The following is a 15,052-nucleotide window of genomic DNA, read 5'->3' as shown; positions in this document are numbered from 1 at the left end:
GTTTATTGTTTTGGTAGGCAAAACGACAGTGCCAAAAAACTATAGAGCCAGATGCCATTCGGCGCGAACCCGCCAAATGTTTCAGGCGCTTCGATCGCACCATATTGCACGCTCTGCCCAGCTAAGTTACTGTGCCAAGACGTATAAATGAGACCTTCCCCGTGTTGATCGTCAGCAAACTTCTGGATCAAGTCATCAAGGCACACGCCCGTTGGCGTTGGCGCGCCTGAATCCTTCTGCCGGCCCGGCCGGATCTTTACCGCTTCGCCTTCTTTACCCGTAAGACATGCCGCTTTGCTGCGCAATTCCAGCGCCTGACAAAAGTGCAGGACGCTGCGGGTGAATCATTCGAAGGCTGTTTTAGTAGTCAGTGAATCAAAGAGGTTCTTAACGCCATGTTGCTGATGATCGATAACTACGACTCTTTTACCTACAACGTTGTGCAGTACCTTGGTGAGCTAGGCTCCCAGGTCAAAGTCGTGCGCAACGACGAGCTCACCATCGCTGAAATCGAAGCCCTCAACCCAGAGCGCATCGTTGTGTCGCCCGGCCCGTGCACGCCGACCGAAGCCGGCATCTCTATCGAAGCGATCAAACATTTCGCCGGCAAGTTGCCGATCCTGGGCGTGTGCCTGGGCCATCAGTCCATCGGCCAGGCCTTTGGCGGCGACGTGGTGCGTGCCCGTCAGGTGATGCACGGCAAGACCAGCCCGGTGTTCCACGAGGACAAAGGTGTATTCGAAGGTCTGAATCGTCCTCTGACGGTCACGCGCTATCATTCCTTGATCGTCAAACGCGAAACGCTACCCGACTGCCTCGAGTTGACCGCCTGGACGCAGCTTGAAGACGGCTCGGTCGACGAAATCATGGGCCTGCGTCACAAGACCCTGAATATCGAAGGCGTGCAGTTTCACCCTGAGTCGATCCTCACCGAGCAGGGCCACGAACTGTTTGCCAACTTCCTCAAACAAACCGGCGGCACGCGCTAAGGACGACTCATGAATATCAAGACAGCCCTGGGCCGTATCGTCGAACATCTCGACCTCAGCACCGAAGAAATGCGCGACGTGATGCGCGAAATCATGACCGGGCAATGCACGGACGCGCAGATTGGCGCGTTCATGATGGCCATGCGCATGAAGAGCGAAAGCATCGACGAAATCGTCGGCGCCGTATCAGTGATGCGTGAACTGGCCGACAAGGTCGAACTCAAGACCCTCCACGGTGTGGTCGATGTGGTCGGCACCGGCGGCGACGGCGCGAACATTTTCAACGTGTCGACCGCTTCGGCGTTCGTGGTTTCGGCAGCCGGATGCACCGTGGCCAAGCACGGCAACCGTGCAGTCTCGGGCAAGAGCGGCAGTGCCGATTTGCTGGAAACAGCCGGTATCTATCTGAACCTGACGCCGGTGCAAGTCGCGCGTTGCATCGACAACGTCGGCATCGGCTTCATGTTTGCCCAGACTCACCACCGCGCCATGAAGTACGCCGCGGGTCCGCGCAAGGATCTGGGCTTGCGCACCTTGTTCAACATGCTCGGCCCGCTTACGAATCCGGCCGGTGTTAAACATCAGGTGGTCGGCGTGTTCACCCAGGCGTTGTGCCGGCCATTGGCTGAAGTGTTGCAGCGTCTGGGCAGCAAGCACGTGTTGGTGGTGCATTCGAAGGATGGCCTGGACGAATTCAGCCTCGCAGCGCCGACCTTTGTCGCTGAGCTGAAAGACGATCAGATCACCGAATATTGGGTCGAGCCGGAAGACCTGGGCATGAAGAGCCAGAGCTTGCACGGCCTGGCGGTCGAAAGCCCGGCGGCATCCCTGGAACTGATTCGCGATGCCTTGGGCAAGCGCAAGACCGAAAACGGTCAGAAGGCTGCCGAGATGATCATGCTCAATGCCGGCGCCGCGTTGTACGCCGCCGACCATGCCAGCAGTCTCAAAGAAGGTGTTGCCTTGGCGCACGATGCGCTGCACACCGGCCTCGCTCGGGAAAAACTCGAGGAGCTGGGTGCGTTTACCGCGGTATTCAAAGTGGAGAATGAGGGATGAGTGTGCCGACGGTTCTGGAAAACATTCTGGCGCGCAAGGCTGAGGAAGTCGCCGAGCGTCGTGCTCGCGTCAGCCTCTCCGAGCTGGAAAGTCTGGCCAAGGCGGCCGATGCACCCCGTGGTTTTGCCCAGGCATTGATGGCTCAGGCCAAGCTGAAACAGCCGGCGGTCATTGCTGAAATCAAGAAAGCGTCGCCGAGCAAGGGCGTGATCCGCGAGAACTTCGTTCCCGCTGACATCGCTAAAAGCTACGAGAAGGGTGGCGCGACCTGCCTGTCGGTGCTCACCGATATCGACTTTTTCCAAGGGGGCGATGCGTATCTGCAACAGGCGCGTGCGGCATGCAGCCTGCCGGTGATCCGCAAGGATTTCATGCTTGATCCGTACCAGATCGTTGAGGCGCGTGCATTGGGCGCCGATTGCGTGCTGTTGATCGTCTCCGCACTGGATGACGTGAAAATGGCCGAGCTGGCGGCCGTGGCCAAAAGCGTCAATCTCGATGTGCTGGTGGAGGTCCACGATGGCGATGAGCTGGAGCGGGCCCTGAAAACCCTCGACACTCCGCTGGTCGGCATCAATAACCGTAACCTGCACACCTTTGATGTCAGCCTCGAAACCACGCTTGACCTGTTGCCGCGTATTCCGCGCGATCGTCTGGTGATCACTGAGAGCGGCATCCTCAATCGTGCCGATGTCGAGTTGATGGAAATCAGCGATGTCTACGCATTCCTGGTCGGCGAGGCATTCATGCGCGCCGAGAGTCCGGGTACCGAGTTGCAGCGTCTGTTCTTCCCAGAGCGCGGTGTGCCTGTCAGCGGTTCGACCCTCGACTGAAACGCATCGCGAGCCTGCTCGCTCCCGCATTGGATTTTTTGGTGTAAACAAATCCTTTGTAAGAGCGAGCTGGCTCGCGATAGCGGCATAGGAAGCACCACAGGCTTTGTGTCCGACGGATTCCCTCATGACCTCACCTCTCTCCCTGACCATCGAAGCCGGCCTGCAAATGGAACAGGATCTGTTGGCGTCAGTCTGTGCCGGCGACGCAGAATTCGGTCTGCTGTTCTGGCAACCAAGCGATCAAGCCTTGGTTATGCCGCGCCGCTTGAATCGCTTGCCAGGTTTCGAGGCCGCTTGTGAGGTGTCGGCAGCAGCAGGCTGGCCCGTGCTGTTGCGCGATACCGGCGGCGAACCCGTCCCGCAATCAGCCACCACGATCAACATCGCACTGGTTTACGCCCCCCCGCGCAGCGAAGGGGATCTGAACCGCATCGAATCTGGATACCGCCGATTGTGTGATCCGATCTGCCAGCTACTGGATGAATTGGGTGGCGCTTCGTCTCTTGGCGAAATCGACGGTGCGTTCTGCGATGGCCGTTTCAACGTCAACCTGGACGGACGCAAGATGGTTGGCACCGCCCAGCGCTGGCGCCAGAGCCAGGGCGGTCAACGTCCAGTGGGGCTGGTGCACGGTGCAATGTTGATCGATAACGAGCGCGAGTCGATGGTCGCGGCGGTCAACCGCTTCAACCAAGCGTGCGGACTTGAACAACGGGTGCGTGCCGAAAGCCACATTGCCCTGCATGAGAAATTCGTCGCGCCGGATGCGTTGGCGCGTCTCGATGAGCTTTACCGTCTGATGCTCGAACAGATGTTCAGCGGCTAGGTTTTCGAGCTTATCGGGTGCCGAAGACCACCATGGTCTTGCCTTTGACGTCCACCAGGTTGCGTTCTTCCAGATCCTTGAGCACACGACCGACCATCTCTCGCGAACAACCGACAATCCGTCCGATTTCCTGTCGTGTCACCTTGATCTGCATCCCGTCCGGGTGAGTCATGGCATCCGGCTGCTTGCACAATTCCAACAAACAACGCGCAACGCGACCGGTGACGTCGAAGAACGCCAGGTCACCCACCTTGCGCGTAGTGTTGCGCAGGCGTTGTGCGATTTGTCCGCTAAGCACGTAAAGAATGTCAGGATCCTGCTGCGACAGTTCACGAAATTTCGCGTAGCTGATTTCCGCGACTTCGCATTCGACCTTGGCCCGCACCCAGGCACTTCGCTCCTGCTCCAGACCGGCCTGTTCGAACAGGCCCAACTCACCAAAGAAGTCCCCGGCATTCAGGTAAGCGATGATCATCTCCCGACCGTCCTCATCTTCGATCAGGATGGTGACCGATCCTTTAATGATGAAGAACAGCGTCTCCGAACGGTCGCCGGCGCAAATGATGTTGTTCTTGGCCTGATAGCGACGGCGCTGGCAATGCATCAGCAGCTTGTCGAGGTTTTTGATCCTGGGGGTGTGGGCAAGAGCAACCATGGTTGTATCCCGAAAAGACTGCGCGGTGTGTTTGGTTTTTTTATGAATAGCGAAAACAGCGACAAGGCCGACCATGCGCCAGCGAATTGGCGTCAGCTTATCAGACACTTCCTAGAATATTCGAGAAATTACCTACGGTGCAGATGCTTATGTCCTAGGAAGGCAAGCGCTGCCATTCGAGGGCCCTGTGCTAAGCTGGCGACCCTTTTTTAGACAGTGGAGTCTTGGCGATGAAGGCACGCATCCAATGGGCTGGCGAAGCCATGTTCCTCGGCGAATCCGGTAGCGGTCATGTCGTGGTCATGGACGGTCCGCCCGAAGCCGGCGGTCGTAACCTGGGAGTCCGGCCGATGGAAATGCTCCTGCTGGGTGTTGGCGGTTGCAGCAATTTCGATGTGGTCAGCATCCTCAAGAAGTCCCGCCAGGCTGTGGAAAGCTGTGAAGCCTTCCTGGAAGCCGAGCGTGCGACCGAAGATCCAAAAGTGTTCACCAAAATCCACATGCATTTCGTGGTCAAGGGCCGTGGCTTGAAAGAAGCCCAGGTCAAACGTGCCATCGAGCTGTCCGCCGAGAAGTATTGCTCGGCTTCGATCATGCTCGGTGCAGCAGGCGTGGCGATCACTCATGACTACGAGATCATCGAACTCGGTTGAATAGACATTCAACTATCATAAAAGCGGTGCAGACTCTGGCGATCCCAAGCGGACGTCTGCATAATGCGCCACTTTTTTCAGGGTAGTGGCCGGTCGACCGGCAGGCCGCGCGCCCGAAACAGACAACCAAAATCGCCATCGCGAAGAGGTGTTAACCGTCCTACGCAGGTGCGTTGTTCGCATCTGACGGGCATGCTTGATCACGCGGCCGGGCCGCAAACACATAGAGAGTTTTTAACGGTGAAAAGCAAACTCAAGCTCCACGGGTTCAATAACCTGACCAAGACCTTGAGCTTCAACATCTATGACATCTGCTACGCGGAAACCCCGCAAGATCAACAGGCCTACGTCGAGTACATCAATAAAGAGTACAACGCCAAGCGCCTGACGCAGATTCTCACGGAAGTTGTCGATATCATTGGTGCCAACATCCTGAACATTGCGAGTCAGGACTATGAGCCACAGGGCGCCAGCGTCACGATCCTGATCTCTGAAGAACCGGTAACCCCGACCGAGAGTCAGATCGAAGAGTCCCCGGGCCCGCTGCCGGAAATCATCCTGGCCCACCTCGACAAGAGCCACATTACGGTGCACACCTACCCGGAAATCCATCCGGATGACGGTATTGCAACCTTCCGTGTGGATATCGACGTGTCGACTTGCGGGGTCATTTCACCGCTTAAAGCGCTCAATTTCCTCATTCACCAGTTCGACTCGGACATCGTGACCGTGGATTACCGTGTGCGCGGTTTCACCCGTGACGTTGAGGGCAAAAAGCACTTCATCGACCACGAGATCAATTCGATCCAGAACTACCTCTCCGAAGACACCCGCGACGCGTATCAGATGACCGACGTGAACGTGTACCAGGAAAACCTTTTCCACACCAAAATGCTGCTGAAGAACTTCGAGCTGGATAACTACCTGTTCGGTGACGCTACCAACAGCCTGTCCTCTGAGCAGCGCACTCAGGTGACCGAGCGGGTGAAGCACGAAATGCTCGAAATCTTCTACGCGCGTAACATGTCGTAAGATTCTCGAACTCAAAAAAGGCGACCTCGGTCGCCTTTTTCATGTCCGTCGCAAACCCCTGTAGGAGCGGGCTTGCCCCCGAAGAGGACCTATAAGGCAACAGAGCCCTCACATCCGATAAGTACTCTTGGTCATCACCTTGGCCATCAGACTCATTCCGAACTTCACAGGTGCCGGAAAACGGAAGCCCCCCGCATCCAGCGCACTTTCGGCATGTTGCTCTTCATCAATGCGCATCTGCTCAAGAATCGCCCGGGACTTTTCATCCTCGGCCGGCAATTGCTCCAGATGTTCGTTCAGGTGTTTGCACACCTGATCTTCCGTCGCCGCAACGAACCCCAGGCTGACTTTATCGCTGATCAGGCCGGCCACTGCGCCGATCCCGAAAGACATGCCATAAAACAGCGGATTGAGAATGCTGGTGTGGCTGCCCAACTGATGAATGCGTTGTTCGCACCAGACCAGGTGGTCGATTTCTTCCTCGGCGGCGTGCTCCATGGCTGCGCGCACTTGCGGCAGTTTCGCGGTCAGGGCCTGCCCCTGATACAGCGCCTGGGCGCAGACTTCGCCGGTATGGTTGATACGCATCAGGCCGGCGACGTGGCGGGTGTCTTCGTCGCTCATTTTTGCGTCCGGTTGGACGATGGCCGGCGATGGGCGGTACGGATGGCCATTGGAAGGCAACAGAGTACGCATCGCGGCGTCTGCTTGCAGCAGAAGACGGTCAATCGGCGAGTAGTGACGTTGGGTAGTCATGCTGACCTCCGGAGGAATCTCGGCGGCCAGTTTAACCCAATCGGCCGGGGAAGGTTTGCGCTGGGTCAAGATCAAAAAATCGCAGCCTGCGGCAGTTGCTACATGGGTTCGCGATCCACGTAGGGGCTGCCGAAAGCTGCGATCTTTTAAGTACCTACACTCAGCCCGGCGGCCAATGCATTTGGCGCTGACCCAGCACGTGCATATGAATGTGATAGACAGTTTGCCCACCTTCTTCATTGCAGTTCATGACAACGCGGAAACCTTTTTCACAACCCAGCTCCAGCGCCAGACGCTGGGCCGTGAACAGAATGTGTCCGGCCAGTGCCTTGTCATCTTCGGTGAGGTCGTTCAGGGTGCGCACCGCTTTCTTCGGGATCACCAGAAAATGCACGGGTGCCTGTGGGGCGATGTCGTGGAAGGCCAGAACCTGGTCGTCCTCGTAAATGATCTTCGCCGGGATTTCCCGATTGATGATCTTGGTGAACAGAGTATCCACAGCTGTTTTCTCCGTTGTTTGGGCTGGTCTGAGTGTACTCACGGGTTCAGTCCGAGCCCAGTCTTTTACCGGCAAGTCGGTCAGCGTGGGCAGTGTGCCTTGATGACCATCCCGGTGATTGTGCGAATCAGCCAGCGCGAGCCGAACCGGGGCAGGGTGGCCAGCCATCGGTTGCGCCGTCCCGGAATGATGATCGCACGGTTTTTCTCCAGGGCGCGCACGGTATAGAGGGCGACCTCTTCCGGGCTCATCAGCATTTTGCTGTTGGCCAGTTTTTCAGTGTTCAGTTGCGCGGTATGGAAAAACGCCGTGCGGGTCGGTCCTGGGCAAAGCACTGAGACCTTCACTGCGCATTTTTTAAGCTCGACCCGCAAGGCTTCGGAAAAGTGCAGCACATAAGCCTTGCTGGCGTAATACGTGCTCATCCACGGCCCGGGATGAAAGGCTGCAACCGAAGCCACATTCAGTATTTGCCCGCCGCCTTGCAGCGCCATGCTATTGCCAATGGCGTGGCAGAGGCGGGTGAGGGCAAGGATGTTCACTTCGATGAGGTCCTGCTCGGTCATCCAGTCCTGGGCCAGGAACGGGCCGCATGTACCGATGCCGGCGCAGTTGACCAGCAAGTCGATCTGCCGCTCACCTTCTTCCAATTCCAGCAAGAACCCGGACAGGCGCAGTGGCTCACCCAGGTCGCAGGCGCGAAACAGCACTTCCACGCCGAAGCGTTGAGTCAGTTCAATCGCAATACTTTCCAACTGATCACGTTGTCGGGCCACCAGAATCAGGCTTCGGCCGCGCCGGGCCAGGGCTTCGGCCATCGCCAGGCCGATGCCACTGGAAGCGCCGGTGATCAGAGCGTAACGGGTCATGCAGTTCTCCATCGCAACAGCTCCGCGCCGCGACGCAGGTGTCACGGGCCAGGAGCGCTGTTCATTCTTTCGCAGAGTCTACAGGGGGCTGGGCCTCTTCGGCTGCATCGTCGTTGGAATTTGGCGCAGGCTCGGCCTCGACATCGATTTCTTCGGAGATGACAGAACCGCTGTCGTAGCGGCTCTGCGCAGCACTTTCATACTCTTCCTGAAGGCTCGAGATGCCTCCGGCCAATACGCCCACCAACATCAACGCGATGAACGCCAGCCACAATGAAGCCAGCACTTTTACCGCAGCGCTGTTTGGCGGGGGCGGCGGGCCGTAGCGATTGGGACCTGTGTCGCCGGGCATCGCCATGGTTACAAACGGGAAGATGCTGCCAACAAACGGAACGAGGTTGATCAGCCACAGCCAGCCGGACCAGCCGATGTCATGCAGGCGCTGAACATTGATCTGAATGCTGACGAAGGCGAACCCGACAAACACGATCAAGGCGAGCAGACTGCCTAAAATCAGGCCCGCAGTAGAGTCTGAATCGATAAGGGCCAGGGCGACCACGGCAAACACCCCGCAAACCGCCATGAGGATCAGGGTCAAGACCATCGTCCAGGCCAGATAGCGCAAGCGACCGATACGCCCATCGAAGCTGAATGGCTTGAGTGTGGCAAATTCTGTGGAGGTTGCCCCAAGGTCCGCTCGGGGTGGGGTGTAAGGCGACGGAGGATCGACCGATGTGGCTGAGTAATGCTCATGAATCTCGGTGAGGTTCAATTCTACAGGCGGCTCGGCTTCGATGCGGGCATCGATGCCGGTTTTGCTCAGTGCTTGCAGATAGGTTTGAGCGTCGGCATGGCTCAGGTCGCGTTTGAGCGCGACCGGGCGGCCGCTGAACAGGCGCTCGATTGCCGCGACATCACTTTTGAACAACTGCGCAAGGTTGACCTTTGCAGTCGTGATATCGACACCGGGCTGCAAAGCGCCTTCGAATACGATCTTGAAACGGTTTTCGCCCATGTTCGAAGCATCCTTGTCACGAGAGATTGAATAAGAAATCCAGGCCTGGGCGTGTAAAGGGTCAGCCGTGGGAGGTCGACCCAGGGTTGACTGTCAGCGCGGCCACCGCTTTGGCAGCTGTGCGGCGTGTTCCAGCGCCTTGCGATACTCCCCATCAAGACGCGCGACCAATTGATCGACACTTGGCAAATCATCGATCTCGCCGACGCCCTGGCCCGCGGACCACACGGTTTTCCAAGCTTTGGCTTCATCGCTGATGGGCTTGAGCTTGGAGCCGAAGTTGATTTCGCCCTTGCCTTGCAGCGCTGACATGTCGAAACCGGCGGCTTCCAGGCTCTGACGCATGAAGCTTGCCGGAACGCCTGACACCGCTGGAGTATGGATGATGTCTGCGGCTCTGGCTGTCAGCAGCATTTCTTTGTAGGCGTCAGACGCATGACTTTCGGTTGTGCCGATAAATCGCGTACCGAAGTAAGCTAAATCCGCACCCAGCAATTGTGCGGCGAGAATTTCGTGGCCGTGGTTCAAGCATCCGGCCAATAGCAGGGTCTTGTCGAAGAACTGGCGGATTTCGGCCATCAGCGAGAACGGGCTCCAGGTGCCGGCGTGGCCACCGGCACCGGCGGCCACTGCGATCAATCCATCTACCCCGGCTTCGGCAGCTTTCTCGGCATGACGGCGGGTGGTGACGTCGTGGAATACCAGGCCGCCGTAGCTGTGGACCGCATCGACCAGTTCCTTTACGGCGCCGAGGCTGGTGATCACGATCGGTACTTTGTGTTCCACGCAGATTTCCAGATCCGCTTGCAGCCTTGGATTACTGTTATGGACGATCAGGTTCACAGCATACGGTGCGGGGTTGTCCATTGTCGCCAACCCGGCCTCGATCTCCTTCAACCAGGCTTTGAACCCACTGCTTTCACGCTGGTTCAGCGCCGGGAAGCTGCCGACCACGCCGTTGCGACAGCAGGCCAGCACCAATTGCGGGTTGGAGATGAGAAACATCGGCGCAGCCACCACAGGCAAGCGCAGACGTTGTTCGAGCAAAGCGGGCAGCGACATTGGAAGTACCCCGAAATAACACGATCAGTAGGATTTAGAACGGCCGAACCACGACCAGAATTACGATTGCCAGCAATAGCAGAACCGGCACTTCATTGAACCAGCGATAAAAGACATGGCTCCGGGTGTTTTCGCCACGGGCAAATCGTTTTACCTGGGCGCCGCACATATGGTGATAGCCGATCAGCAGTACGACCAGTGTCAACTTCGCATGCATCCAGCCACCCTGGGTGAAATATGCACTTGGGTTGAGGCTGATCAACCAGCCGCCAAAGATCAGCGTGGCGATCATTGCCGGGCCCATGATTCCCCGATACAGCTTGCGCTCCATGATGCTGAAGCGTTCCTTGCTCACGGTGTCTTCGCTTTGAGCGTGATAGACGAACAGGCGCGGCAGGTAAAACAGGCCGGCAAACCAGCAAACGATGCTGATGATGTGAAAAGCTTTTAGCCACAAATAGAGCATTTTTAGTTATTCCAGGATTCACGGTAGACCGAATAGTAGAGGCTTGAGCGTCCGCACGTCACCTTGGCGGTTGTCGCAGGGGCGCGCGGCCCCTATTATCGACGGCTTTCCAGTGGGTTCGTTGAGGGCAGGTTTATGGTCAAGGTCGGTATCGTCGGCGGCACGGGTTACACCGGTGTCGAACTGCTGCGTCTGTTGGCGCAACATCCGCAAGCTGAAGTGGTTGTCATCACTTCCCGATCCGAGGCAGGCCTGGCCGTTGCCGACATGTACCCGAACCTGCGAGGCCACTACGACGGCCTGGCGTTCAGCGTTCCGGACATCAAGACCCTGGGCGCTTGCGATGTGGTGTTCTTCGCCACACCGCACGGTGTTGCCCACGCCCTGGCCGGCGAGTTGCTGGCGGCGGGGACCAAGGTCATCGACCTGTCGGCCGATTTCCGCCTGCAAGACGCGGATGAATGGGCCAAGTGGTATGGTCAGCCGCACGGCGCACCGGAGTTGCTGGACGAAGCGGTCTACGGCCTGCCGGAAGTCAATCGCGAGCAGATCAAGAAAGCGCGTCTGATTGCGGTGCCGGGTTGCTATCCAACTGCCACGCAATTGGGCTTCCTGCCATTGCTGGAAGCGGGTCTGGCCGACGCCTCGCACTTGATCGCTGACTGCAAATCCGGCGTCAGTGGTGCTGGTCGTGGCGCCTCCGTAGGCTCGTTGTACTCCGAAACGTCGGAAAGCATGAAAGCCTATGCCGTGAAAGGTCACCGTCACTTGCCGGAAATTCGCCAGGGCTTGCGTCGTGCAGCAGGCAAGGATGTCGGCCTGACTTTCGTTCCACACCTGACGCCAATGATCCGTGGCATTCACTCGACGTTGTACGCGACCGTCGTTGATCGCTCGATCGACCTGCAGGCGCTGTTTGAAAAGCGTTATGCCAACGAACCGTTCGTCGACGTTATGCCGGCCGGTAGCCACCCGGAAACCCGCAGTGTGCGTGGTGCCAACGTCTGCCGTATTGCTGTGCATCGTCCTCAGGATGGCGATCTGGTGGTCGTATTGTCGGTGATCGACAATCTGGTCAAAGGTGCGTCGGGTCAGGCGGTACAGAATATGAACATCCTGTTCGGGCTGGATGAGCGTCTGGGTCTGTCCCACGCTGGCATGTTGCCCTAAGGCTTGTACCGAACAGCAAAAAGGCCCTTTGAAAGGGCCTTTTTGCATTCTGGCTTGGCGATTGGATTGGCTGATATACCATAACAATAGTTGACCGCTTTTCTAGGAGAAGCGGATAATGCGCGTCATCACGCAATATGACGGCGTAACGCCGGGAGATAGTCAGCATGAGCGTCGAATCCTTCACCCCCACGGCTTTGCAATTCACCCACGGTGCCGCGCACAAGGTGAAGAGCCTGGTCGATGAAGAGGGGAATGATCGCTTGAAGCTGCGCGTATTCGTTACGGGCGGCGGTTGTTCAGGTTTTCAATACGGCTTCACCTTCGATGAAGAAGTGGCCGATGACGACACCATCGTCGAGCGCGAAGGTGTGAGTCTGGTTGTCGATCCGATGAGCTTCCAATACCTGGCGGGCGCCGAGGTGGATTACCAGGAAGGTCTGGAAGGCTCGCGTTTTGTCATCAAGAACCCTAACGCGACCACTACCTGTGGCTGTGGCTCTTCGTTCTCGATCTGATCAGCGCGTCGCTACCAACAAAACGCCGTATGGCCTCAAGGCCCTGCGGCGTTTTGCTGTCCGGCATTTATGCGGGGTAGATGGCGCCGAGCACGCGTAATCCACGGGCTCCAGTGACGCTAGGGCGATTGGCCGCGATGCCTTCGAGGCAGCAGTGGGCCAACCAGGCAAAGGCCATCGCTTCGACCCAGTCAGGGTCTACGCCGTAAATGGCGGTGCTGCTGACTTTTGCGTTTGGCAGCAGGCTGGACAGTCGGCTCATCAGCGCAGCGTTATGCGCGCCGCCGCCGCAGACCAATAGTTCCTGGGTATCCAGCTGAGCGCTTTGCAGTGATTCAATGATGGTCAGCGCGGTCAGCTCAAGCAGCGTTGCCTGCACATCCTCGGCCGCAAAGGAGGGCAAGTGCGCGAGGTGTTGCATCAGCCATGGCAGGTTGAACACTTCGCGGCCGGTACTCTTCGGGCCTTGGGTAACAAAGAATGAATCACTGAGCAGTGCCTTCAGCAGATCAGGTTCGATCTTTCCACTGGCCGCCCATTGGCCGCCACGGTCGTAATTGTCGCCACGATGCTGATTGATCCACGCATCCATCAGCACATTCCCTGGACCGCAGTCGAAGCCGGCTACAGGTTTTCCGGGCTCGATCAGGCTGAGATTACTGAAGCCACCAACATTAAGCACTGCGCGATGGCCGGTGCGCTCTTCGAACAGGGCTTCGTGAAAGGCGGGTACCAGCGGTGCGCCTTGACCGCCAGCGGCGACGTCGCGGCTGCGGAAATCGCTGACTACCGTGATGCCGGTGAGCTCTGTCAGCAGGGCGGGATTACCTATCTGCACCGTGAAGCCTCGTGCGGGCTCATGGCGAATGGTCTGGCCGTGGCTGCCAATCGCTCGAATGCTTTGAGGCTTGAGCTGCTGTTGAGTCAGGAGGGCGTTAATGCCCTGTGCAGCCAGCTTTACCCAGTTTTGCTGGGCCACGGCAGAGCGGGCAATCTCGTCCGCCCCACTGACGCACAAGCCAAGCAGCTCGGCACGCAGTGAATCGGGCATTGGGATGTAGTGGGTGGCGACCAGTTTGATCGCCGGGGATTGCTCGATCAGCGCTATGTCCAGGCCATCAAGGCTGGTCCCGGACATCACGCCTATATAGAGCGACATGGCTTAGCGCCTGGCCGAGGCTAGCTGGGTGGATTTTTCCTGATCCATGCGCGCCATCAGCGGTTGGCTCTGAGCAAGGAAGCGCGCACGCTCGCCTTTGGAAATTGGATCGGCCATTGCTACTTTCTGGCCCAGCGGATCAACGTGCACGCCATTGACCTGGAACTCATAGTGCAAGTGCGGTCCCGTGGAGAGGCCAGTGGTGCCGATATAACCAATGACCTGACCTTGCTTGACCGTGCCGCCAGTCTTGACGCCTTTGGCGAAGCCCTGCATGTGGCCATACAGCGTGCGGTAGGTGTTGCCATGCTGAATGATGACCGTATTGCCGTAACCGCCACGGCGGCCGGCGAGCAAGACTTTGCCGTCACCGGCGGCCTTGATGGGGGTGCCGCGCGGCGCTGCGTAGTCGACACCTTTGTGGGCGCGGATCTTGTTCAGGATCGGGTGTTTGCGGCCCATGGAGAACTTGGAACTGATACGGGCGAAGTCCACCGGCGTACGAATGAACGCCTTGCGCATACTATTGCCGTCAGCGGTGTAGTAGCTGCTGTTGCCTTGTTTGTTGGTGTATCGCACGGCAGTGTAGGTCTTGCCGCGGTTGGTGAAGCGTGCGGACAGGATTGGGCCATTGCCGACAGCCTTGCCGTTGACAACCTTCTGCTCGTAGATCACGTCAAACTCGTCGCCCTGTCGAATATCCTGGGCAAAGTCAACGTCGTAGCCAAATACGCTGGCCATATCCATGGTCAGGCTATGGGACAGGCCGGCTCGAGCCGCGGACTGCGATAGCGAGCTGTTGATCACGCCATGTACATAGGCTGAGCGCACGGTGGGTTTGGCAGTAATGCGGTTGAACGTGTAACCCTTGTCGTTCTTGGACAGGGTGATGGTTTCCAGATCGCTGATTTTACTGTGCAGGCTGGTCAGTTGGCCGTCCGGGCCCAGTTCGAATTCAAGTTTCTGCCCGCGCTTGAGTTGGCTGAACTGCTTGGCCTGCTTGTCACTGGCGAGTACTTCTTTCACGGCAGTGGTTGGAAGGCCTACTTTTTCGAACAGGGTAGAGAGCGTGTCGCCTTTGGCAACGGTCACTTCCCTGTGGCTATCGAGCTTCTTTTCTTCAGCGACCGCTACTGTCACGGGAGCAGGTGCTGGCGCGGCTTCAGCGGTTTCCTGTGGCTCTTCTGCGCTGTTTTCAATCTGTGCGAAAGGAGAAGCTGCTGACTCATTTGTGGCTTCGACGGCTTCAGCGACGTCTTGATCTTGTGTCAGTTGTTCAGCAGGGCTTTCCAGTTCAAGACTCAGGGTCGTCTTTTTGGCTTCAACATCACTGGAAGGGAATACCAGAAGCGCCAGGCTCAGAAGGGCGGCGATGCCACTTGCAGCGAGCAGATGGGTCTTCGGGTAAAGCGGAGGCGCTTTAGACGATTCTTTGGTCATAAGTAGTGTTTTGACTTTGAAAATGATGAATTGGAAAAGATGAATGAC

At 57.7% G+C, this 15,052-nt stretch carries 18 protein-coding genes; 8 read left to right on the top strand and 10 right to left on the bottom strand.

Annotation, left to right across the window (positions count from 1 at the left end; genetic code table 11):
• Window positions 1-2: 2 nt before the first annotated feature.
• Window positions 3-305, bottom strand: a complete 303-nt coding sequence (locus QMK58_RS27000) for a hypothetical protein (protein WP_156322392.1) — start codon at window positions 303-305, stop codon at window positions 3-5.
• Between the two features lie 90 nt (window positions 306-395).
• Here QMK58_RS27000 and QMK58_RS26995 point away from each other — a divergent pair, with 90 nt between their 5' ends.
• The 4 genes from QMK58_RS26995 to QMK58_RS26980 all read left to right on the top strand — a co-directional run bounded on the left by QMK58_RS26995 (window position 396) and on the right by QMK58_RS26980 (window position 3,710).
• Window positions 396-989 carry an aminodeoxychorismate/anthranilate synthase component II gene (locus QMK58_RS26995; RefSeq protein WP_007906885.1) on the top strand — a complete coding sequence of 198 codons (594 nt, stop codon included), beginning with the start codon at window positions 396-398 and terminating at the stop codon, window positions 987-989.
• Between the two features lie 9 nt (window positions 990-998).
• Window positions 999-2,048 (top strand): anthranilate phosphoribosyltransferase, encoded by a 1,050-nt coding sequence (gene trpD, locus QMK58_RS26990; RefSeq protein WP_053162892.1) that lies wholly within the window; start codon window positions 999-1,001, stop codon window positions 2,046-2,048.
• Window positions 2,045-2,881 (top strand): indole-3-glycerol phosphate synthase TrpC, encoded by an 837-nt coding sequence (trpC, locus tag QMK58_RS26985; RefSeq protein WP_053162890.1) that lies wholly within the window; start codon window positions 2,045-2,047, stop codon window positions 2,879-2,881. The genes trpD and trpC overlap by 4 nt, the downstream gene beginning before the upstream one ends.
• Window positions 2,882-3,008: 127 nt before the next feature.
• Complete coding sequence (locus QMK58_RS26980) at window positions 3,009-3,710, top strand: biotin/lipoate A/B protein ligase family protein (RefSeq protein ID WP_053162888.1); 702 nt, start codon at window positions 3,009-3,011, stop codon at window positions 3,708-3,710.
• 10 nt (window positions 3,711-3,720) lie between these two features.
• Here QMK58_RS26980 and crp read toward each other — a convergent pair whose 3' ends face one another.
• Complete coding sequence (crp, locus tag QMK58_RS26975) at window positions 3,721-4,365, bottom strand: cAMP-activated global transcriptional regulator CRP (protein ID WP_053163819.1); 645 nt, start codon at window positions 4,363-4,365, stop codon at window positions 3,721-3,723.
• 230 nt (window positions 4,366-4,595) lie between these two features.
• Here crp and QMK58_RS26970 point away from each other — a divergent pair, with 230 nt between their 5' ends.
• Window positions 4,596-5,018: an OsmC family protein gene (locus QMK58_RS26970; protein ID WP_003176451.1), complete on the top strand. Its 423-nt coding sequence runs from the start codon at window positions 4,596-4,598 to the stop codon at window positions 5,016-5,018.
• A gap of 240 nt (window positions 5,019-5,258) precedes the next feature.
• Complete coding sequence (gene speD / locus QMK58_RS26965; RefSeq protein ID WP_053162886.1) at window positions 5,259-6,050, top strand: adenosylmethionine decarboxylase; 792 nt, start codon at window positions 5,259-5,261, stop codon at window positions 6,048-6,050.
• 108 nt (window positions 6,051-6,158) lie between these two features.
• Here speD and coq7 read toward each other — a convergent pair whose 3' ends face one another.
• From coq7 to hemJ, 6 genes are all read right to left on the bottom strand, one after another.
• Window positions 6,159-6,806 (bottom strand): 2-polyprenyl-3-methyl-6-methoxy-1,4-benzoquinone monooxygenase, encoded by a 648-nt coding sequence (coq7, locus tag QMK58_RS26960; protein ID WP_053163817.1) that lies wholly within the window; start codon window positions 6,804-6,806, stop codon window positions 6,159-6,161.
• 160 nt (window positions 6,807-6,966) lie between these two features.
• Window positions 6,967-7,305: a histidine triad nucleotide-binding protein gene (locus tag QMK58_RS26955; protein WP_053162884.1), complete on the bottom strand. Its 339-nt coding sequence runs from the start codon at window positions 7,303-7,305 to the stop codon at window positions 6,967-6,969.
• Between the two features lie 80 nt (window positions 7,306-7,385).
• Window positions 7,386-8,174 (bottom strand): SDR family NAD(P)-dependent oxidoreductase, encoded by a 789-nt coding sequence (locus tag QMK58_RS26950; protein WP_053162883.1) that lies wholly within the window; start codon window positions 8,172-8,174, stop codon window positions 7,386-7,388.
• Window positions 8,175-8,235: 61 nt separating this feature from the next.
• A complete protein-coding gene (locus tag QMK58_RS26945) occupies window positions 8,236-9,189 on the bottom strand; it encodes a DUF805 domain-containing protein (RefSeq protein ID WP_053162880.1) in 954 nt (317 codons plus the stop codon).
• A 93-nt stretch (window positions 9,190-9,282) separates the two neighbouring features.
• Window positions 9,283-10,251, bottom strand: coding sequence for an NAD(P)H-dependent flavin oxidoreductase (locus QMK58_RS26940; RefSeq protein ID WP_053162879.1), 969 nt, complete (start codon window positions 10,249-10,251; stop codon window positions 9,283-9,285).
• 34 nt (window positions 10,252-10,285) lie between these two features.
• Complete coding sequence (hemJ, locus tag QMK58_RS26935) at window positions 10,286-10,717, bottom strand: protoporphyrinogen oxidase HemJ (protein WP_053162877.1); 432 nt, start codon at window positions 10,715-10,717, stop codon at window positions 10,286-10,288.
• 135 nt (window positions 10,718-10,852) lie between these two features.
• On the opposite strand from hemJ, the gene argC reads away from it, so the two are divergent.
• Complete coding sequence (argC, locus tag QMK58_RS26930) at window positions 10,853-11,887, top strand: N-acetyl-gamma-glutamyl-phosphate reductase (protein ID WP_320395638.1); 1,035 nt, start codon at window positions 10,853-10,855, stop codon at window positions 11,885-11,887.
• 167 nt (window positions 11,888-12,054) lie between these two features.
• The gene (gene erpA / locus QMK58_RS26925) at window positions 12,055-12,405 is read left to right on the top strand and encodes an iron-sulfur cluster insertion protein ErpA (protein ID WP_007906865.1); all 351 of its coding nucleotides are present in this window, start codon (window positions 12,055-12,057) and stop codon (window positions 12,403-12,405) included.
• A gap of 67 nt (window positions 12,406-12,472) precedes the next feature.
• On the opposite strand, the gene QMK58_RS26920 is transcribed toward erpA, so the two are convergent.
• Together QMK58_RS26920 and QMK58_RS26915 are read right to left on the bottom strand one after the other, a co-directional pair.
• Complete coding sequence (locus QMK58_RS26920) at window positions 12,473-13,564, bottom strand: anhydro-N-acetylmuramic acid kinase (protein WP_053162873.1); 1,092 nt, start codon at window positions 13,562-13,564, stop codon at window positions 12,473-12,475.
• Between the two features lie 3 nt (window positions 13,565-13,567).
• Window positions 13,568-15,004 carry a peptidoglycan DD-metalloendopeptidase family protein gene (locus tag QMK58_RS26915; RefSeq protein WP_320395637.1) on the bottom strand — a complete coding sequence of 479 codons (1,437 nt, stop codon included), beginning with the start codon at window positions 15,002-15,004 and terminating at the stop codon, window positions 13,568-13,570.
• Between the last annotated feature and the right edge of the window lie 48 nt (window positions 15,005-15,052).

Origin of the sequence: Pseudomonas sp. P8_241 (assembly GCF_034008315.1) — a bacterium.
Classification (GTDB): Bacteria; Pseudomonadota; Gammaproteobacteria; order Pseudomonadales; family Pseudomonadaceae; genus Aquipseudomonas.
This window is presented reverse-complemented; position numbering and strand designations above follow the sequence as displayed.